An 18,565-nucleotide genomic window follows, 5' to 3' on the forward strand; every position below is an offset into this window, starting at 1 on the left:
GCCCACAGAAGCAGCGGATCTCACGCCAACTGAGCGGCCCTGGCAATATGCTGGCGGGCGTGGGCAATGCCCGCGTCGCGGCCGTGCGGGCGAATATCCATCCCTTCGGCGTAGATAAATTCGACGTCGCTAATCCCCATCAATCCCAGCACCGCGCGCAGGTAAGGGGTGACCGCATCGCTGGGTTGCCCGTCATGGACGCCGCCGCGCGAACTAATGACCACCGCACGCACGCCTTCCACTAGTCCCTGAGGCCAGGTCTCGGTGTAGCGGAAGGTTTCCCGCGCCCGCGCCACCAGATCGAACCAGTTTTTGAGATCGGTTGGCACGTTGAGGTTATACATCGGCGCGCCGATCACCAGCAGATCGCTGGCCTTTAACTCGCCGATGAGTGAATCAGAGAGGGCAACCCCTTGCTGAATCGCCGGGCGCGGGTCTTGCGCGCCGCGCAGCGCAGCAAACAGCGCGCCGTCGAGTTTCGGCAAGGCGAGGGTGGTCAGATCGTGTTCGACGACCGAATCCTGATGACCGGCCTCGAGGCGGGTCTGCATATATTCATCTATTAGCTGGTTGGTTAGCGACGCCGGGCCGTTGATGCTGGATTTTAAAATCAAAACGTTACTCATGACGGACTCCTCATAAAGTTGATGGTCCGCAGGGTAACACTGTCTTTTTTTCTCCAGTAGTGACATTATTTTTTATCATTGTATCCATTCAGGAACCAATCAATGCGCAGTGATTTAAATGCGATCCCAGTATTTGTCGCCGTCGTCGAATGCGGCAACTTTGCGCAAGCCGCGGAGAAGCTGAACGTGACGCGATCCGCTGTCGGCAAGAGCATTTCCCGTCTGGAACAGCGGCTCGGCGTCGCGCTGTTCCAGCGCACCACTCGCCGGCAGGCATTGACCGAAGAAGGCGAGGTCTTTTATCTGCAATCCCGCCGGGCGCTGGATAACCTGCGGGATGCGGAAAATGAAATTCAGCGTGGAAAAACCCTGGTGCAAGGGCGGCTGCGAATTAGCCTGCCGGTGCTGTTTGGCCAACGCTGCGTGGCGCCGATCTTGTTTCCTCTTAGCCAACGTTATCCGGAGCTTAAGCTCGAGCTGTCGTTTAGCGACCGTCAGGTCAATCTGTTTGAAGAAGGGTTCGATATGGCGATACGTATCGGCGCGTTGAGCGATTCCAGCTTTCTTAAGGCCCGGCGTTTAGGCCAGCACGGCATGATTCTCTGCGCATCGCCGTTATATCTGCATAATCAACCAGCGCCGCAGACGGCGGAAGAACTGCACGAGCATCTTACCATCGGCTATCTCTACGCCGGGCAGATGCAGAAATGGCATTTGCGCGATACGCAGGGAGCGGCGCTCGCGTTTCGCCCTCAGCCCGGACTGGCGATGGATGATTTCGCCGCCATCGCCGCGGCGGCAAAAAGCGGGCTGGGTATCGCCTGGCTGCCGGATTGGCTGGTGGCGGACGAGATAGCGCGGGGAGAACTCCAGCAAATATTGCCGTCGTCCGTCAGCGGCAGTTTTGCGATCAGCGCCGTCTGGCCGGAAGCGGTATGGGTGCCGCAGAAAATTCGCGTGGTGGTAGATGAACTGCTGGCGCGGCTGCCGCAGCAGTTAGCCGGTGGAGAAAACCAGGAGGATTCTTCAGCGTCAGGTTAATCCGGGCTTAAGGTATGCCGGCGATAATGACAGCATGATGACTGTGACGAGAACTCGCCATGAACCTGTTAGAAACGTTTAACCAGAACGCCTTCCTTACGCTGAATGCCGGGCCAGGTACGCCGGACAGCCTATTGCTACTGGCTCAATTCTCCGCCAGCTGGCTTATTCTCATTGTGCCGGCGATATTGCTGGGATTATGGTTCCTTGGCGGTCGTCAGGGGCATCGACAGGCGCTGTTTTGCGCCATGACGATTTTGATAGCGTTAGGGCTGGGGGTTGCCTGTGGAACCCTGTGGTTCCATCCGCGGCCGTTTATGATGCCGCTGGGCCATACCTGGATAAGCCACCCGGCGGATAACTCTTTTCCAAGCGATCACGGCACCGTAATGTTCAGCTCCGCCTTCGCGCTGCTGTCATTACGCCTGCGCGGCATTGGGCTGCTGGTGCTGGCGGCGGCGCTGCCGGTAGCATGGGCGCGTATTTTTCTCGGCGTCCATTTCCCGCTGGATATGCTGGGCGCGGCGCTGATTTCAGCACTGAGCCTCTGCGTAGCAAAAGTGGTCTGGCAACGGCTGGGGCAGACGCTGGTGGCGCTGTGCGAAGCGCTGAGCCGCCGTCTCTTCTCCTGGCTGCCGGCGCGCTTTACGCCGTAGTCACTTCCTTTGTACGCGCGCGGCCCGTCGATACAGCGTGCTGCGCGCGACGCCTAACGCCTGCGCCGCTTTACTCACATTGCCGTTAAAGCGGACCAGCGTATCGGCAATCAGTTTTGCATCATGTTGTTGAAGCCCGCCCGGAGCGCTGGTTTGCTGCGCGCTTTGATACTCCTCCGGCAGCGCCGCGACGCCCAGGCATTCGCCATCGTCCGCCAGCGCCAACAGGACTTTGAGCAGGCTTTGCAACTGACGCACGTTACCCGGCCAACGACATAATGTCAGTTGATGAATCAGCGCGTCAGAGAGGGTTATATGGCGTTCTGCCGCGCCAAGCGAGCGCCACAACGCTGGAATAAACTGCTTGAGTTCAGGCCATTGGCGTAGCGGCGGGATGGTAAAAGCATACTCGCGCAGGCGGTAGAGCAGGTCCTCGCGAAATGCGCCTTCGCCGACACGCTGCGCGAGATGACGGTGGGTGGCGCAAATCAAGGCGAAGTTCACCGGCGCGCTGCGATTCCCACCCAGCGGCATGACCTCTTTTTCCTGCAATACCCGCAGCAGACGGGTTTGCAGAGCCAGCGGCATATCGCCGATTTCATCGAGGAACAGCACCCCACCATCGGCTTCGCGAATTTTGCCGATATAGCCGTTTTTATTCGCGCCGGTAAAAGCCCCCGCCTGATAGCCGAAAAGCTCCGATTCAATCAGCGATTCCGGAATGGCCGCGCAGTTGATGGCGACGAATTTACCGCTGCGCCAGCGGCTATGCGCATGCAGTTCACGGCTGAGGAACTCTTTGCCGCAGCCGGTTTCGCCTTCGATACACAACGCGATACCGGCGTTGAGCAGGCGGACCATTTTCTCGCCTTCGCCGGACGCGCAAAACGGCAGGTTAAGTGCTGGTTGTGCGGGAACGGCGACGCTGGCGCGGGTTGGCGCGCGCAGACGGTAGTAGTAGCCACGTTGCTGGAAGGTCATCGGTAGCGGCACGCTGACCGCCGTTTGCGTCAGGCGGGGGAACAACTGCTGGAAGGTCATCTGTCCGATCTGTCCGGCCTGCAGGCCCAGTTCGCGGATGGCCAGGCGATTGGCCGCGGTCAGCAGGTTATCGGAGAAAACCAGCAGCAGCTCTTCGGCGCTATCGAGCTTCTGTACCCGCGAGTGCAGGCTCATTAACCACTGTTGCGGATGCAGACTCTGTTTTACCCACAGATATTCAATCTGTTTGGCGGCCTCTTTAATCCACGCCAGAGAGTGGGGATGCGGGATATGCGCCGGGCCGGAAATATCCAGCGCCCCGGCAATCTGGCCATCGGGGCTTTGTAGGGGAACCGCCGCGCAGTACAAATCCTGATTACGGGTTAAATAGTGTTGGCGGCCTTCGACTTCGCAGCTGTCGTCAATCGCCAGCGCGGTACCGATAGCGTTGGTGCCGCGACCGCTTTCGCTCCAGATATTGCCAGGCTCCAGAGCGAAGCTTTGCGCTTTTTCCATCGCTGCGCTATTGCCGAAGGTTCGGAGTACCAGCCCGCTGGCATCGGAAAGAATCACTACCGATTGCAGCCCGGCGGCACGTTGCGCCAGCAGCGTCGCCACCGGTTGCGCCAGCCGTTGTAGGCTGCGGTTGCTTTCCAGCACGTCGGCCAGTTCGCCGCCGCGCAGGCGCGGAAATTCGTCGCTCGTTGGCTGCAGGCCATAACGCTGGCTGCGTTGCCAGGAGTCGCTCAGCAGCGTGCTGGACTGCGCCTCGGGGGTGATAGTGAACGGATTTCCTTGCACGGCGCACCTCGTGGTCGGCTGGTTTGTGTTGCAATATTGTAGCAATTTGGTTTTCTTGGTGTTGCGATTCGCAACACAGAAGCGGGATCCTGTGCGACAAAGAGGACGCGAATCGGCAGAAGGATATAGGTAATTATTTGGAAATTATGAATTTTATGTGAAGTACGCAAACCTGGCATAACCCCTGCTACAGGAGAAACCGTGCAGCGGACAATAGCAAAAACCACCACGCCGCTGCGCCTTAACCCTACAGAAGGAGATTGCGATGCGTTATGTTCATCCTGGCAAACCGGGCGCTTTGGTTTCATTCAAATCGGCCTACGGCAACTTCATAGACGGTAAATTCGTCGAGCCGTTAAGCGGCGAATATTTCATGAATACTTCTCCCGTCGATGGGAGCAACATTGCGCAGTTTCCCCGTTCCGACGCCAAAGATATCGATTTGGCCCTTGATGCGGCACACCGGGCGGCGGACGCCTGGGGGCGAACCTCGGTACAGCAGCGTTCTCATCTTCTGCTGCAGGTCGCCGACCGCATTCAGGAGAATCTGGAGTATCTGGCGGTAGCGGAGAGCTGGGATAACGGCAAACCAATCCGCGAAACCCTGAACGCCGACCTGCCGCTGGCGGTCGATCATTTCCGCTATTTCGCCGGTTGTCTGCGCGCGCAGGAAGGCAGTACCGCCGAAATTGACGACACCACCGTGGCTTATCATTTCCACGAACCGTTAGGCGTGGTTGGGCAAATTATTCCGTGGAACTTCCCGCTGCTGATGGCGGCATGGAAACTGGCGCCCGCGCTGGCGGCAGGCAACTGCGTGGTCTTAAAACCGGCGGAGCAGACGCCGCTGAGTATTACTTTGCTGATGGAAATTATCGGCGATCTCTTCCCGGCAGGGGTGTTGAACGTGGTGCAGGGCTTTGGCAAAGAGGCCGGCGAAGCGCTGGCCACCAGCAAGCGGATCGCTAAAATCGCCTTTACCGGCTCGACGCCGGTAGGCCGTCATATTATGGCCTGCGCGGCGGAGAATATTATTCCCTGCACCGTTGAGCTGGGCGGCAAATCGCCGAATATCTATTTTGCCGACGTAATGGATGGCGAGGAGGAGTTTATCGAGAAGGCGGTGGAAGGGCTGGTACTGGGCTTCTTCAATCAGGGAGAAGTCTGTACTTGTCCGTCGCGCGCGTTGATCCACGAATCGATCTACGAGCCGTTTATGGAGCGGGTAATGGCGAAAGTGATGCAGATCCGTCGCGGCGATCCGTTTGATACCGAAACGATGATCGGCGCCCAGGCATCACGCCAGCAGTTCGATAAGATCCTGTCATATATCAAGATCGCTCGTGATGAAGGCGGGCAGATCCTCACCGGCGGCGATCGGGCGAGCATTACCGCTGAGCTGGATAGCGGCTTCTATATTCAGCCGACGCTGATTAAAGGGCACAACGAGATGCGCAGCTTCCAGGAGGAGATCTTTGGCCCGGTCATCGGAGTGACCACCTTTAAGGACGAGGCGGAGGCGCTGGCGATCGCGAACCAGACGCAGTTTGGTTTAGGGGCCGGGGTGTGGACGCGGGATACTAACCTGGCGTACCGCATGGGGCGCGGCATCAAGGCCGGACGAGTGTGGACCAACTGCTATCACGTTTACCCGGCGCATGCCGCGTTTGGCGGCTATAAGCAGTCCGGCGTCGGGCGGGAAACCCACAAGATGGCGCTGGAAGCCTATCAACAGACTAAAAACCTGCTGGTGAGCTACGGCACTGCGCCGTTGGGGCTGTTCTGATTCATTTATAACGGCTGACCCGGGGGCGGCGTAAGCGCCTTCCCCGGGCTACCTATGGCTCTGGGCCACCCATTGCACTGGATCTGTAGTCCCGCGCAAGCGCAGCGCCGCCGGGCAATATCCGCGGATAAGGCGCCGCTTTTGCGCCGGATAGCGGCTTCGCCTTATCCGGCCTACGGTCTGTGCGCTCCCTGCGCCATGAGAGCCATAACGCAGAAGAAATATCGGGAGCGCAATGTGCTCTGAATTAACACAAAGCACATGTTTTCCGTACACAAAACCGTTGCAAACCGATAACAGTAGCACCGGGCGGCGCCCGGTCTCATCTTATTGTTTGTGCTTTCCAGCAGCGGACCTGCGCGCCATTCGCTTGCGCCTCCAGCGGCTGCGGCCGTTCGCAGCCCTGGCTGGCGTAAGGACAGCGTTCCCGAAAGAAGCATCCCGTCGGTAGCCGGCGGTTGCCCGGTAGTTCGGTATTGCGCACGCCTTCGCCTAATGGCGAACCGATGCGCGGTACCGACTCCATCAATAGCCGGGTATAAGGATGCGCAGGATTATCCAGCACCTGCCGCGTCTCCCCCATCTCAACGATTTGCCCGAGATACATCACCGCCACCCGATCGCTCATATGGCGTATCACCGAGACGTTATGCGAAATCAGCACGTAGGTGAGATTCTGCCGCTGCTGGAGTTCGACCAGCAGATTGAGGATTTGCGCCTGCACCGAGATGTCCAGCGCCGAAGTCGGCTCATCAAGCACGATTATCTCCGGCTGCGACGAGAGCGCGCGGGCGATGGCGATACGCTGGCGCTGGCCGCCGGAAAAAGCGTGCGGCAGCCGATCGAGATATTCGCTACGGATCCCCACCTGTAGCGCCAGCTGCTCGGCGAGATCGCGACGCGCCTTTTCAGGCATGCGCGACTGGATCCACACCGGTTCGGTGATGGTGCGCCAGACCGGTAGCCGCGGATCCAGCGATGAGAGCGGATCCTGAAACACCATCTGCATGCGTCCGCTCTGGTTTTCGCCGCGCGCCGGCGCGCGGGTGAAGTGGCCGGAAGAGGGCTTTAACATGCCCATCAGCAGCTTCGCCAGGGTGCTTTTCCCACATCCGGATTCGCCAACGATCCCTAAGGTTTCGCCGCGCCTGGCCGTCATATCCAGCCCGTTTAGCGCATAGACGCGTTCGATGACTTTCCCGCGCCAGTTTTTCTGCGCGGCAAAGGTCAGGTGCACATCATTGAGGGTTAATAGCGTCTCAAACATGGGCGTTCTCCCGTTGCGGGTACCAGCAGGCAGCCTGTCTATCGGCGGCGTTATCATGAGCCTGCAGCGTGGGGGTGATACCGCAGGCTTCACCCGCGGCGAAGCAGCGTTCGCGGAAGGCGCAGCCGGCGGGAAGACGCGCCAGATTCGGCACGGTGCCGGGAATAGAACGTAGCGGCGTGCGCGGTTCGCCATTGTCGGGGGCGCTGTTTAACAGGCCAATAGAGTAGGGATGCTGCGGCTGCTGCAGCACTTCTCCGGTGTTGCCGCTTTCAATGACCGCGCCGGCGTACATGACGTACAGCCGATCGCACACCTGAGAGACCACTGCCATATCATGGCTGATAAACAGCACCGCTGTGCCGGTCGCCTGGGCCTTTTGCTTTAACAGGCGCAGTACCTGACGCTGCACGGTGACGTCCAGCGCGGTGGTCGGTTCGTCGGCAATCAGCAGGTCGGGTTCGCAGGAGAAGGCGATAGCGATCATCACCCGCTGGCGCATGCCGCCGGAGAGTTCGAAGGGATAGCGCTTGAGCACGCTTTGCGGATCGGCAATTTGCATATCCGCCAGCAGCTCGACGGCGCGGGCGCGCGCTTCACGCAACGACATGGGACGGTGCTGGCGGATGACGTCTGCCATCTGCTTACCGATGCGTCGGGTGGGGTTAAGCGCGGTCATCGGCTCCTGAAAAATCATCGCGACCTTGCTGCCGCGAATATCGCGTAGCGTTTTTTCCGTCAGGTTGAGCATATCGTGACCCATCAGGGTGATAGCGCCGCTATGAATATGATAGCTGCCGGCGGGAAGCAACCGCATCGCCAGCATCGCGGTCACCGATTTACCAGAACCCGACTCGCCCACCACGCCGACGATTTCACCGCGATCGATGTGCAGCGAGATATTATTCAGCACGTTGACCTGGCCCTGATAGACCGGGAAACTCAGGCGAACGTTATCGATAGTTAAGACCCGATTTTCCATTAGTTGCGCCCTCCGGCTTTGGGATCCAGTAGATCCTGGATGCCATCGCCAAACAGGTTAAAGCCGACGGCGGTGATCAGGATCGCCGCGCCGGGGAAGGCGCAGTACCACCACTGATCGAGCACGTAGTTGCGGCCGTTAGCGACCATCGCGCCCCATTCCGCGGTGGGCTGCTGGGCGCCGAGGCCAATAAAACCGAGCGTGGCGGCCATCAGGATCGCGCTGCCGATATCCAACGAGGCCTGCACCACCAGCGGCGGCAGGGCGTTACGCAGAATATGCCAGCTGATCAGATGCCAGCGCGAGGCGCCAAACGTCACCGAGGCCTCGACGAAAGTATGCTGACGAACCACCAGCGTCTGGCCGCGCGCCAGGCGCACGTAAAATGGAATACGCACGATGGCGATCGCCAGCATCGCGTTGAACAGGCTCGGGCCTAACGCCGCCGCCAGCGCCATGGTCAACACCAGCGACGGAATCGACAGCATAATGTCCATCAGACGCATAATCAGCGCGTCGCTGCGCCCGCCAAGCACCCCGGAGAGACAGCCCAGCAGCGAGCCGCTGATCCCGGCGATCAATACCACCGCCAGCCCGGCGGCCACCGACTGCTGGCTGCCGATCAGTACGCGGCTGAACAGATCGCGGCCGACCTCGTCGGTACCAAACCAGTGATCGAACGACGGCGCCTGCAGACGCGCGGCAAGGTTGATAGCGTTAGGATCGTGCGGCGTCAGCCACGGCGAGAAGATCATTAAAAACAGCATGATCAGCATGATCGCTGCGCCAATCAGCGTTAGCGGGCTCTGGCGGATCAACCACCAACGACGCTTCCAGTGGCCGCTTTTTTCAGCCTTTGGCCGTGGAAGCGGTTGTTCCTGAGTCATCATCACTTAGCTTTCTCCCCGACCCATGCGCGGGTCGATCCATAAATAGAGCAGGTCGACTACCAGGTTGACCAGTACGTAAGCAAAGGAGACCACGATGGCGAAGCCCATCACGGCGGGGAAATCGAGCGCCTGAATCGAAGACACCACGTAAGCGCCCATTCCAGGCCAGGCGAACACCGTTTCCGTGAGCACCGCGCCGTACAGCAGATCGCCCAGCGCCAGCCCGAGCACGGTGATGGAGGGAATCAGCGCGTTGGGTAGCGCATAGCGCACCACAATGGTGAATTTCGGCAGGCCGCTGGCTAACGCGGTCCGAATGTAATCCTCATTGAGCTGCTCGAGCATTGCCGAGCGGATCTGCCTGGCGACGATGCCAAGATGAACGAAGGCAAGGGTGGCCGCCGGCAAAATGAGGTGCTGCAGGGCATTGAAGAAGACTTCAATATTGCCTTCCAGCAGTGAATCCAGCAGATAAAAACCGCTGACGCGGGTGGGCGGATCGAACCAGTCATCGAGCCTGCCGCTGCCGGGTAGCCAATCGAGCTTGCCGTAAAACAAGACGATTACCCCGAGACCGAGCCAGAATGCCGGAGTCGAGATGCCGGTCAGCGCCATCAGGCGCACCAGGTGATCGGTCCAGCGATTGCGGTAAACCGCCGACAGCACGCCGAGCGGGATGCCGACCAGTAGGGCAATCAGCAGCGCGCAAAAGGCCAGTTCCAGCGTCGCCGGGAAGAAGGTTTTTAAATCTTCCAGTACCGGGCGGCCGGTGCGAATCGAGGTGCCGAGATCGCCGTGGAGCAGGGCGTCAACGTAGCGGGCAAACTGCTGCCAGAGCGGTAAATCCAGCCCCAGCTGCTGGCGAATATGGCGGACGATTTCATCGCTGGCGCGATCGCCCGCCAGCAGCCGCGCCGGGTCGCCGGGAATCAGGTGCGAAATAATAAACGTAATCACGCAGACGCCGGCGACGACTAATATCAGCCCCCAACAGCGCTGTCGTATTAAACCCCAGAAACTCATGATGACGCTCCTCGGCCGGGCCTGTGACGGCCCGACCCGACAAGATGGAGAGACGGCCCGCTACTTGTGCATGTCGGCGATATTGTAAATCTGCTCAAGCATCGGGTTGAAAACGAAGCCTTTCACCTCCTTGTTCATGGCGACCTGATAGTTCTTCTGGAACAGGTAGACGTAGGCGGCGTCATCAATGACGGTTTTTTGCGCCTGCTGATAATCTTTGGTCCGCGCCGCCTGATCGGTGGTGGCAACCGCCTGTTTCAACAACGCATCAACCTGTGGGTTATCGTAGAACGCGCGGTTTCCCGGCAGCCCTTTTTTGTCCGACTCGAACCAGTAGTTCATAAACATATAGGGATCGGCGAAATCCGGGCTCCAGTTACCGATAGCGATGTCGTAATCACCTTTACCCACGCGCTCGCGCATGGTGGCGTTGGCCAGTTTCTCCAGCTTGACCTGGATACCCAGCGCCTGCAGGTTGGCCTGAGTGGAGAGCGCAATCGGCTCCCAGTTCGGATCGTTATCGGAGTAGAGGAACGTCAGCGTTTTCGGCTTATCCGCTACCTTGCCCAGCGCCGCTTTGGCTTTGTCGAGATCTAATGAATACTGCATGGCGCTGGCGTCGTAACCCCACATGCCATCGGGGATCGGCCCGCGCATCTGCTTACCGTTACCGCCGAGAATGCCGTCGACCATGCCTTTATAGTCCGTTGCCCACGACACCGCGCGGCGCAGATCCGCCTGGTTCATCGGTGCTTTGCTGTTGTTGAGATACAGATAGGTGACGCGCAGCGCCGGATAGTCGTAGACCGTCACCTTGTCCTCTTTCTTCAATGCCGCAAACTGATCGACCGGCAGGGCGTCGGCGATATCCAAATCGCCCTTGGTCAACTGCAGACGACGGGCGGCGCTTTCGCCGATGATTTTCACCGTGACGCGCTTAAAGGCCGGCTTATTGCCGCTGAAGTGCGGGTTGGGCACCAGCACCAACTGTTGGCCTTTCTGCCAGCGCTGCAGGCTATACGCGCCGGAGCCCGCGGTGTGCTCGGCCAAATAGGCGCGGGCGTCATCGGCGGCGTTGGCTTTCAGCACCGCCGGGTTAATGATGGAGGCGCCGTCATTGGCGAGGGTATGCAGGAACGGCGCGAAAGATTCCGGCAGCGTGAAACGTACGGTGGCCGGATCGACGACATCCACCTTCAGCCCGCTGGGAAACGCCTCCGATGGCCCCTGTTTAATGCGCATCAGGCGTTCAAAAGAGAGTTTGACCGCCTCTGCCGTCACCGGCGAGCCGTCGGCAAACTGCGCGCCTTTGCGCAGAGTGAAGGTCCAGGTTTTGCCGTCGTCGGAGGCCTGCCAGTTTTCGGCGAGATCGCCTTCGACATCGGTTGAACCTTTGCCATTATCGGTTTTGTATTTGACCAGCCGCTGGTAGGCCGGATAGGTCACCGTCCAGTCGTTGTTATCGATGGTGACGGCCGGGTCGAGCGTTTGCGGGTCGGCGGCTTTGCCGATCACCAGCATATCTTTCGGCACCGCGGCAAAGGCGGAAGGGATGGCGGCGCAGAGCGCGGCGGCTAATAGTAACGGGCGAAAACCTACGGATGCTGGGCGAGTCATGTTCATGGTGAAACTCCGTCAATCTGAGCGGGGGAGAAACAGGCGAAAACATCATCGAGTAGCGGATAACCGGCCGCGTCCGGTAGTTCGAAGTGCCACCATTCCGTGGTAATACCTTTAAAGCCGCCGCCGAACATAATGGCGTTCAGCAACAGGCGATTGCGCTGGGCCTCCTGCGCTACCGCCGGGTGGTAGGGATGCGAGCGATCGTCCATTTCGTCAAAGGCGGTGCCCATGTCGAGTAGGTTGTTGTGTTCATCGAGTAGCGTTACGTCGATGGCGGTGCCGCGGCTGTGGTTGGAGCCGATATTGGCCGGTACGACATAATCCTGGTTCGGGCAGGCATTCCACAGCAGTTGCTGGGCGCGCTGTGGACGATAGGCGTCAAGTACCAGCAGGCGATAGCCCGCCAGCGCGGCGATGGCGATAGATTTCTCCAGCGCGACGGCCGCGTCGGGGTGCAGCAGGCAGCGGGCTTCGCGGTAAATCGGTTGGCCGGTAATGTTATCGGCGGTAGCGTATTTCAGGTCGACAGGCAGCGTGGGAAAACGCGCGGCGATATCCACCAGGGAAAGATGGCTCATCGAAAATTTCCTTAACGTTCAAACTGACCAAATTCCTGCTGCAGCGCGCGGTTCGCGGCAAGGCGGCTGGAGAGGCTCGGCCCCAGCCGTTCCACCACCGCGGAGAGCAGCAGATTAAAAAGGCAACCGATCGGCGCCAGCGAATCCCAGAAGTGGCCGGTATCGGTTTTTACCTGTAGTAAATCAACCGGATAGTCGCGCGCCCACGGACACCAGATATCGGTGACCAGCGCGGTGGCAACCCCGCGTTCGCAGGCGACCCGGCAAAACTGGCGCGCGGCGACGGAGTAAGCGCGGGTATCGGTCAGCACCACATAGGGGCGCTGGTATTCAGAATTCAATGATTCCAGCCAGCTACCGGAACTGCCGTCGGCGTAGGTCACGCGCGGGCGCAGGTATTCCAGATGGCTGAAGAATGTGTTGGCGATGCCGCGGGTCGACTGAATGCCAATGATGATAACCGCGTCGGCCTCGGCGATGCGTTGACTGACGCGGGCGAAGGTCGGTTCCTGCGCCAGTTGATAGACATAGCGAATGGCATCCAGCTCCATCTGCAACGACAGGCTGGCGCGATCCGGCTGCGCCTGCTGCTGTGACCAGGAGTCAAGCCGGTCGATCACTCCCCACTGGCGGTAGGGCGTTGAAGCGGGCTCCTTCAGGCTGTGCTTCACGTCATCGAGATTGCGATAGCCCAGCTTGCGCAGATAGCGGCCTACGGTTATCCCGCTGGTGCCGGTGGCCTGCGCAATGCTGTCGGCGGTCTCAAACGGGATATGCTCCCGATGGCTTAACAGCCAGCTGCCAATACGCTTTTCGCTCGGCGTGAGCTGGCTGAAAGTGGATTCAATAATGTGAAACAAGCCGTTGCTATCGTTCATCTCTGCCCTTAATGATAGTTCGCTCTCATTTAACAGAATTCTGATACTCAATTAACAAAGCACGATGTGTGCCAGCTATTGCGGGAAATAGTATTTCCCGCAATAACGCTAATCTATTGGGAAGTGTGCGGATCCTGAGCGTAGGATTTGGTTATTCATTGCACAAATAAGGTGCAATGAATCCTGGTTGTGCATCACAAAACAAAAACATTTCATTAACATTTTGTGATGTGGATAAAGCATGGATGCTATCAATAGGAGGTGTGCTGGCTGGGTGACGACATTACGCTGGACAGGAAAGGGTGAAAAATGAAAATCGCATTTGGCGAAATAAGATCGTTATTACAAAGTCAGCGTATTTTCCTCGGCGGGCAGAGGCTGGTTTGCGACCATCCGTTTTATCGTGATGAGCAACCAATTGAAGTACCAGAAAATTTATGCACTGAACCGTATACCACCTATTGGGGGCGCTGTGGCGAGCGGTTGGCTTCGCTGGGGGCTTTCAGTTACACCCGTACGTTGTTGCCGGCGTTTATTCAGGTTGGGCGCTACACCTCAATCGCTGATAGATTACAGGTATTAGGCGATCGTCATCCCTTAGAGTGGGCAAGCTCCAGCCCGGTTTTTTACGCCCGTCATTCAGCGCTAATGGCAACCCTGGCAGCGGATAACGGACGGGAAAACCATTTTTACGCTTTTGAAAAACAGACGCGCCCCATCGTGATTGGCAATGATGTCTGGATTGGACAAAACGTGACGTTGGCGCAGGGGATTACCATTGGCGATGGCGCGGTTATCGCCGCCAACGCGCTGGTGGTGAAAGATGTTGCCCCGTATACCATGGTTGGCGGGAACCCGGCGAAGCTCATCAAATACCGTTTTGCCGAACCGATTGTTGAGCAGCTGTTAGCGCTGCGCTGGTGGCAATATTCTGCACAGGATATTGCTATGTTTCCGGTGAACGAGGTGGCGCGCTTTTGTGAATTACTGCGCCATGCGCAGGAGCAAGGTGAACTCACGCCGCTTGCGCTACCAAAGCTGACGGCAACGGTGGTGAAAACCGTGGTCGCTGGCGGCATGAAGATGAAATCATAAGGAATTTAAGATGAAGTTAAAGTTGGGTGTGGCCCTGATGGCGACGGTGATAGCCTGCGGCGTCCAGGCGCGCGATATGCAGTCGATTCAACAAAGCGGCGAGTTAAAAGTCGGCGTGCCGGGGGACTACGCGCCGTTGGCCTTTCATAACGGCGCTGGTGAACTTATCGGCTATGACGTCGATATGGCGCACGATCTGGGTAAAACGCTGGGAGTGAAGGTGACGTTTATTATCACCAGTTGGCCAACGTTATCGACTGATTTAAAAGCCGATAAGTTTGATATCGCTATGGGAGGCGTAACGGAGACGGCGGCACGGGCAAAAGATTTCTCCCTGAGCCATCCGGTGGTGGCCAATGGTAAAATCGCCCTGGCGAACTGCAGCGCCGCGCCAGCGCTCGGCAGCCTTGAAAAAATCGACCAGCCGAATGTGAAGGTGATTGTGAACCCCGGCGGTACCAACCAAAGTTTCGTTGATGAGCATATCAAGCATGCGCAGATCATCCGTGTGCAGAACAATGTCGATAATCTGCAGGCGCTGCGGCAAAAAACGGCCGATATGATGGTGACCGACCTGATAGAAGGGGATTACTACCAGAGCAAGGAGCCTGGCGTGTTCTGCGTGGCGAATGAGACGCCGTTCCCCGGCACCGCCAGCTATAAGGTCTATATGATGAATAAGGATAATCCGGCGCTGCTTGAGAAAGTGAACCACTGGCTGGATAGCCAGGACAAAAATGTGCTCAAGCGGAAGTGGAAAATTCAGGGGTAATTCATGATTCGCGCTGCCGCCAGAATGCGACATTCTGGCGGCGCAGTGGATTAGCTTTTCTGCCGCGCCTGATAGCGGAAGTAGCAGTAGTAGCCAATCGAGGCGGTTAGGCAAAGCATGTAGCCGAACGACTCGCTACCCTCTTCAACGGTGTTTTTCACCACCCGCGCGTAGTTCTCATCGAGTACGGCATACCATAAGCCATGCATGCCGAACAGCCGTGAGAAGACCAGAATCGCCAGCAGGCCGCTTATCATCATGCCGTAGTAAGGCGTGCGGGTGTATTGCGCCAGTTGCGACAGCGTTTGACGAGCGTGGCGCAGCGGAGCGATTAGCGCGGCTATCGTCGTTGCCAGCGCGAACCACACCCAGCTGCCGTGACTAATAAGATCAAACAGCGCATCCAGTTCGCGGATCAGCATAGCCAGGAAGAAGCCGCCAACGAGGATATTACAGTAGCGCAGGAGCTCATATTTTTTCGCCAGCAGGAAGTGCATCAGCACGATTATCGCCAGCACGCCCTCCTGCACTACCTCGGTAAGCGAAATCTCCGGGATATCGTTGCCAAACACCCGGATATCCATCCATAGACAAAGTACCGCGATGGCGGAAGCCGCCGCTGCGCCGAGAAAGAAAAGTAAGCTTCTGATGACAGACATTAACACCACTATTTATGTTCAAAACAGCAATGATAAGTATCGTGAATGTGACTTCCTGTTCACTTTGTGCGACATCGCGGCGTGTTTTAAACCTTTTGAGCTATTTAGCGCTAAATAGCGCAACTGCAGGTGAGAAAGGGGAGCTTTGCTCCCCTGCTTAGCGGGGTAATTCAGACTATATCATCGACTACGCCGCCATCGACCCGCAGCGCGGCGCCGGAGGTGGCGGATGCCTGCGGCGAACAGACGTAGACCACCATATTGGCCACCTCGTCCACCGAGGCCGCGCGCTGAATAACCGAAGCGGGGCGCTGCGCCATAACAAACTCTTTCGCCAGTTGTTCCAGCGGCTTACCGGTTCGCGTGACCTCATCTTTCATCATTTCGGCAAAACCGTCAGAAAGGGTCGGGCCGGGCAGCACGCTGTTTACGGTGACGCCGCTGCCGGCGACGTATTTCGCCAGTCCGCGCGCCAGCGACAGTTGCGCGGTTTTGGTTACGCCGTAGTGGATCATGTCGGCGGGAATATTGCGTGCCGATTCGGATGAGATAAAGACCACCCGACCCCAGCCTCTACGCACCATGGCGGGCAACAGCGCGCGTGACAGGCGAACGCCGGACATCACGTTGGTTTGCCAGTAGTTTTCCCAGGTGGCGTCATCGGTGGCGTAAAAATCCTGCGGGCCGTAAATACCGGCGTTATTCACCAGGATATCGACTTCATTCACCGCCTGCAGCAGTTGGCTGACGCCCGCGGCGTCACTGAGATCGGCCACCGCGGGATAGGGCCGGAATCCCGGCACCTCCTGTTGCAGCCGCGCCATCGCCGCATTAACGCTATGTTCGCTGCGGCCGTTGATAATCACTTCCGCGCCGCTGGCCGCCAGCCCTTTGGCAATGGCATAACCGATGCCGGCCGTGGATGCCGTCACCAGCGCGACTTTCCCCGATAAATCAATATTCATGGTTGAGCCTTTTTTATGGAATGGAGTAGTAAGCGTAGCAGGTGGGGGAAGGGGGCTTCGGTCAGTGGCAATCAACAATATCGATGGTGATATCGAAATTATCCGTTAGAGCATAGCGGTGAGAGCCTCTAATAATGGAGGCTGTTTTTGGCGATTACACTGATACTGATGAGTAAACGATGAATACTACTTTTCCCAGTAAAGTCCTCGGTGATATGCGCGTTACTGCCGTAAGCGATGGCTATTTGCAGGTAGGTTTTGGCCTGTTAACCAAAATTGATGAAGACGAGTGCAGAAACATCCAGGCAAACGCCCGTATAGCACAACCGAATACGGTCAACATAAACACCTTTCTGGTACAACAAGCCGGGATGAATATCCTGATCGATAGCGGCGCTGGCGGCGTTAAGGGGTGGGGAGGCCAACTGATCAATAATCTGGCTAAACTTGGCGTCAAACCAGAGGATATTGACGCTGTACTGTTGACCCATGCGCATCCCGATCACATCGGTGGTTTAATTAATTCGCAGCAAGACGCGGTATTTCCTCGTGCTGAATTGATAATACCTCAAGATGAATTCAGTTATCTCGAAGATGACCGTAATTTGGTTACGGCCAGTGAACGCGTTAAAGGTAATGTTATGTTCGCGCGCAGCGTGTTTAAACCATATCAGCATCGTTTACGGCTGATTGATGAAGGCGAGGTGTTTGCTGGTATCAGTGCCCTGGCATTAAAAGGACATACGCCAGGCCATACGGGGTATCTCCTCTCTGGAAGCATAGAACGCGTATTAGTGTGGGGGGATATTGTGCATTTTCCCCATATTCAGTTATTAGACCCCGAGGTCACGATAGCCTTCGACTTCGACCCGCTTTTGGCGCAGGAGACGCGCATTCGCCTTCTTGAAAAGGTCTGCGCTGAACAGATACTGGTTGCCGGGATGCATTTTGATACAGCAGGTTTCGCCAGGATTAAAAAATGCTCGTCCGGCTATCAAATTATCCCGGCGGACGGAATTAATAGCCAGTCTCACGCAGCCGTGGATCCTGAAATACGGATGCCACCATGAGGTTCAACTGCTGCAAATCGAAATGGACGCCCTCAGGGCGGCAGAGCAGCTCAATTCCGAAATCATTAAACTCACCTGTTAATGGATGGATTTTTATTTTTTGCTGGATCTCATCGCTGATTGAGCAACGCAGCACCAGCGAGACCCCTTTGCCATCGGCGATATTTGAGAACAGCACCGGGTAAGAGCCGCACTCCACGACGCGCCTGGGAGTAATGTTGCCTTCACGGAATAACATATCCAGATTGCGCATTGAAGTTGCGCATTTTTTACTACTCAATAAAAAGACATTGTCATCCAGAGCGGAGGTCGCGGTGATGGCTGGATGATCTTTCGCGGTGATAATCACTAACTCACTGGTGAGCAACATAGCGCGCGTATGCTGTGGGGAGGAGAAGCCCGCGCCAATAATGACCGCATCATATTCGTGTCTATCGAAAGCATTAAGTAAACTGCTGGTATTGCCGATTGAAACATCAATATCCCAGCCTAAGTCATGGCCTGAATCAATCAATGCGCTGATAACATAGGGCGGCAAACATTCAATGATGCCGATTTTAATCGTTAATCGGCGTCTTTTTGAAAGGGTAATGTTGTGTTTGCAATCATCCGCCAGGTTAAGCATTTTGAGGGCATATTCATACAAAATCTTTCCCTGCTCGGTTGGGATGCACCCCTCGTTCTTCCTGTCTAATAGCGTGGCATCCAGGCTACTTTCCAGGCTGCGTATCCGATGGGAAATACTGGATTGCACTCGATTCAGACGTTCTGCCGCCAGGGTGATATTCCCCGTTTCCACAACAGTAACGAACGCCAGAAGTTCATTAAGCTTCATCTTAAACCTTATATGAGCGTTATTTTCTAACCGCCAG

At 57.2% G+C, this 18,565-nt stretch carries 18 protein-coding genes; 6 read left to right on the forward strand and 12 right to left on the reverse strand.

Annotated elements, in window-relative coordinates; translation table 11 throughout:
* Nucleotides 1–20: 20 nt before the first annotated feature.
* On the reverse strand, nucleotides 21–626 hold the full coding sequence (locus ABLU86_RS23850) for an NAD(P)H-dependent oxidoreductase (protein ID WP_047740391.1): 606 nt from the start codon (nucleotides 624–626) through the stop codon (nucleotides 21–23).
* 102 nt (nucleotides 627–728) lie between these two features.
* On the opposite strand from ABLU86_RS23850, the gene ABLU86_RS23855 reads away from it, so the two are divergent.
* On the forward strand, nucleotides 729–1,667 hold the full coding sequence (locus ABLU86_RS23855; protein ID WP_020078131.1) for a LysR family transcriptional regulator: 939 nt from the start codon (nucleotides 729–731) through the stop codon (nucleotides 1,665–1,667).
* Between the two features lie 59 nt (nucleotides 1,668–1,726).
* Nucleotides 1,727–2,323, forward strand: coding sequence for an undecaprenyl-diphosphatase (locus ABLU86_RS23860; RefSeq protein ID WP_348796343.1), 597 nt, complete (start codon nucleotides 1,727–1,729; stop codon nucleotides 2,321–2,323).
* Here the strand turns inward: ABLU86_RS23860 and ABLU86_RS23865 are convergent, their stop codons facing one another.
* The gene (locus ABLU86_RS23865) at nucleotides 2,324–4,105 is read right to left on the reverse strand and encodes a sigma-54-dependent Fis family transcriptional regulator (protein ID WP_348796342.1); all 1,782 of its coding nucleotides are present in this window, start codon (nucleotides 4,103–4,105) and stop codon (nucleotides 2,324–2,326) included.
* Between the two features lie 265 nt (nucleotides 4,106–4,370).
* Here ABLU86_RS23865 and ABLU86_RS23870 point away from each other — a divergent pair, with 265 nt between their 5' ends.
* On the forward strand, nucleotides 4,371–5,891 hold the full coding sequence (locus ABLU86_RS23870; protein WP_015703226.1) for an aldehyde dehydrogenase family protein: 1,521 nt from the start codon (nucleotides 4,371–4,373) through the stop codon (nucleotides 5,889–5,891).
* Between the two features lie 322 nt (nucleotides 5,892–6,213).
* Here the strand turns inward: ABLU86_RS23870 and ABLU86_RS23875 are convergent, their stop codons facing one another.
* The 7 genes from ABLU86_RS23875 to ABLU86_RS23905 are packed head-to-tail and all read right to left on the reverse strand — an operon-like array spanning nucleotide 6,214 to nucleotide 13,132.
* Entirely contained in the window at nucleotides 6,214–7,158 is a 945-nt protein-coding gene (locus ABLU86_RS23875) for an ABC transporter ATP-binding protein (RefSeq protein WP_348796341.1), read from the reverse strand.
* Nucleotides 7,151–8,140: an ABC transporter ATP-binding protein gene (locus ABLU86_RS23880; protein WP_032712361.1), complete on the reverse strand. Its 990-nt coding sequence runs from the start codon at nucleotides 8,138–8,140 to the stop codon at nucleotides 7,151–7,153. Before ABLU86_RS23880 ends, ABLU86_RS23875 begins: the two co-directional genes overlap by 8 nt.
* A complete protein-coding gene (gene ddpC / locus ABLU86_RS23885; protein WP_015370097.1) occupies nucleotides 8,140–9,030 on the reverse strand; it encodes a D,D-dipeptide ABC transporter permease in 891 nt (296 codons plus the stop codon). The genes ABLU86_RS23880 and ddpC overlap by 1 nt, the downstream gene beginning before the upstream one ends.
* Before the next feature lie 3 nt (nucleotides 9,031–9,033).
* The gene (locus ABLU86_RS23890) at nucleotides 9,034–10,053 is read right to left on the reverse strand and encodes an ABC transporter permease (protein WP_015370098.1); all 1,020 of its coding nucleotides are present in this window, start codon (nucleotides 10,051–10,053) and stop codon (nucleotides 9,034–9,036) included.
* A gap of 60 nt (nucleotides 10,054–10,113) precedes the next feature.
* Nucleotides 10,114–11,676 (reverse strand): ABC transporter substrate-binding protein, encoded by a 1,563-nt coding sequence (locus ABLU86_RS23895; RefSeq protein ID WP_348796340.1) that lies wholly within the window; start codon nucleotides 11,674–11,676, stop codon nucleotides 10,114–10,116.
* Entirely contained in the window at nucleotides 11,673–12,254 is a 582-nt protein-coding gene (gene ddpX, locus ABLU86_RS23900) for a D-alanyl-D-alanine dipeptidase (protein WP_015370100.1), read from the reverse strand. The genes ABLU86_RS23895 and ddpX overlap by 4 nt, the downstream gene beginning before the upstream one ends.
* Before the next feature lie 11 nt (nucleotides 12,255–12,265).
* Nucleotides 12,266–13,132 (reverse strand): MurR/RpiR family transcriptional regulator, encoded by an 867-nt coding sequence (locus tag ABLU86_RS23905; protein ID WP_015370101.1) that lies wholly within the window; start codon nucleotides 13,130–13,132, stop codon nucleotides 12,266–12,268.
* A 309-nt stretch (nucleotides 13,133–13,441) separates the two neighbouring features.
* Here ABLU86_RS23905 and ABLU86_RS23910 point away from each other — a divergent pair, with 309 nt between their 5' ends.
* Nucleotides 13,442–14,227 carry a CatB-related O-acetyltransferase gene (locus ABLU86_RS23910; protein ID WP_032722579.1) on the forward strand — a complete coding sequence of 262 codons (786 nt, stop codon included), beginning with the start codon at nucleotides 13,442–13,444 and terminating at the stop codon, nucleotides 14,225–14,227.
* 10 nt (nucleotides 14,228–14,237) lie between these two features.
* A complete protein-coding gene (locus ABLU86_RS23915) occupies nucleotides 14,238–14,999 on the forward strand; it encodes a transporter substrate-binding domain-containing protein (RefSeq protein WP_042893169.1) in 762 nt (253 codons plus the stop codon).
* Between the two features lie 50 nt (nucleotides 15,000–15,049).
* Here the strand turns inward: ABLU86_RS23915 and ABLU86_RS23920 are convergent, their stop codons facing one another.
* Both ABLU86_RS23920 and ABLU86_RS23925 read right to left on the reverse strand, forming a co-directional pair.
* Nucleotides 15,050–15,658, reverse strand: coding sequence for a hypothetical protein (locus ABLU86_RS23920; RefSeq protein ID WP_032723241.1), 609 nt, complete (start codon nucleotides 15,656–15,658; stop codon nucleotides 15,050–15,052).
* 170 nt (nucleotides 15,659–15,828) lie between these two features.
* Nucleotides 15,829–16,623 carry an SDR family oxidoreductase gene (locus tag ABLU86_RS23925; RefSeq protein WP_059304848.1) on the reverse strand — a complete coding sequence of 265 codons (795 nt, stop codon included), beginning with the start codon at nucleotides 16,621–16,623 and terminating at the stop codon, nucleotides 15,829–15,831.
* A gap of 179 nt (nucleotides 16,624–16,802) precedes the next feature.
* Between ABLU86_RS23925 and ABLU86_RS23930 the strand changes: the two genes are divergently transcribed.
* Nucleotides 16,803–17,693: an MBL fold metallo-hydrolase gene (locus ABLU86_RS23930; RefSeq protein ID WP_163366380.1), complete on the forward strand. Its 891-nt coding sequence runs from the start codon at nucleotides 16,803–16,805 to the stop codon at nucleotides 17,691–17,693.
* Here ABLU86_RS23930 and ABLU86_RS23935 read toward each other — a convergent pair.
* The gene (locus ABLU86_RS23935) at nucleotides 17,641–18,528 is read right to left on the reverse strand and encodes a LysR family transcriptional regulator (RefSeq protein WP_048231282.1); all 888 of its coding nucleotides are present in this window, start codon (nucleotides 18,526–18,528) and stop codon (nucleotides 17,641–17,643) included. The genes ABLU86_RS23930 and ABLU86_RS23935 overlap by 53 nt on opposite strands.
* Nucleotides 18,529–18,565 lie beyond the last annotated feature (37 nt).

This window comes from Klebsiella sp. JN_Kp121 (assembly GCF_040062145.1).
Lineage (GTDB): Bacteria > Pseudomonadota > Gammaproteobacteria > Enterobacterales > Enterobacteriaceae > Klebsiella > Klebsiella aerogenes.

Excerpts from the sequence above, each read along its gene's own strand:
- ABLU86_RS23850 (WP_047740391.1), bottom strand. The coding sequence starts at position 626 with ATGAGTAACGTTTTGATTTTAAAATCCAGCATCAACGGCCCGGCGTCG.
- ABLU86_RS23855 (WP_020078131.1), top strand. The coding sequence starts at position 729 with ATGCGCAGTGATTTAAATGCGATCCCAGTATTTGTCGCCGTCGTCGAA.
- ABLU86_RS23860 (WP_348796343.1), top strand. The coding sequence starts at position 1,727 with ATGAACCTGTTAGAAACGTTTAACCAGAACGCCTTCCTTACGCTGAAT.
- ABLU86_RS23870 (WP_015703226.1), top strand. The coding sequence starts at position 4,371 with ATGCGTTATGTTCATCCTGGCAAACCGGGCGCTTTGGTTTCATTCAAA.
- ABLU86_RS23875 (WP_348796341.1), bottom strand. The coding sequence starts at position 7,158 with ATGTTTGAGACGCTATTAACCCTCAATGATGTGCACCTGACCTTTGCC.
- ABLU86_RS23880 (WP_032712361.1), bottom strand. The coding sequence starts at position 8,140 with ATGGAAAATCGGGTCTTAACTATCGATAACGTTCGCCTGAGTTTCCCG.
- ddpC (WP_015370097.1), bottom strand. The coding sequence starts at position 9,030 with ATGATGACTCAGGAACAACCGCTTCCACGGCCAAAGGCTGAAAAAAGC.
- ABLU86_RS23890 (WP_015370098.1), bottom strand. The coding sequence starts at position 10,053 with ATGAGTTTCTGGGGTTTAATACGACAGCGCTGTTGGGGGCTGATATTA.
- ABLU86_RS23895 (WP_348796340.1), bottom strand. The coding sequence starts at position 11,676 with ATGAACATGACTCGCCCAGCATCCGTAGGTTTTCGCCCGTTACTATTA.
- ddpX (WP_015370100.1), bottom strand. The coding sequence starts at position 12,254 with ATGAGCCATCTTTCCCTGGTGGATATCGCCGCGCGTTTTCCCACGCTG.
- ABLU86_RS23905 (WP_015370101.1), bottom strand. The coding sequence starts at position 13,132 with ATGAACGATAGCAACGGCTTGTTTCACATTATTGAATCCACTTTCAGC.
- ABLU86_RS23910 (WP_032722579.1), top strand. The coding sequence starts at position 13,442 with ATGAAAATCGCATTTGGCGAAATAAGATCGTTATTACAAAGTCAGCGT.
- ABLU86_RS23915 (WP_042893169.1), top strand. The coding sequence starts at position 14,238 with ATGAAGTTAAAGTTGGGTGTGGCCCTGATGGCGACGGTGATAGCCTGC.
- ABLU86_RS23920 (WP_032723241.1), bottom strand. The coding sequence starts at position 15,658 with ATGTCTGTCATCAGAAGCTTACTTTTCTTTCTCGGCGCAGCGGCGGCT.
- ABLU86_RS23925 (WP_059304848.1), bottom strand. The coding sequence starts at position 16,623 with ATGAATATTGATTTATCGGGGAAAGTCGCGCTGGTGACGGCATCCACG.
- ABLU86_RS23930 (WP_163366380.1), top strand. The coding sequence starts at position 16,803 with ATGAATACTACTTTTCCCAGTAAAGTCCTCGGTGATATGCGCGTTACT.
- ABLU86_RS23935 (WP_048231282.1), bottom strand. The coding sequence starts at position 18,528 with ATGAAGCTTAATGAACTTCTGGCGTTCGTTACTGTTGTGGAAACGGGG.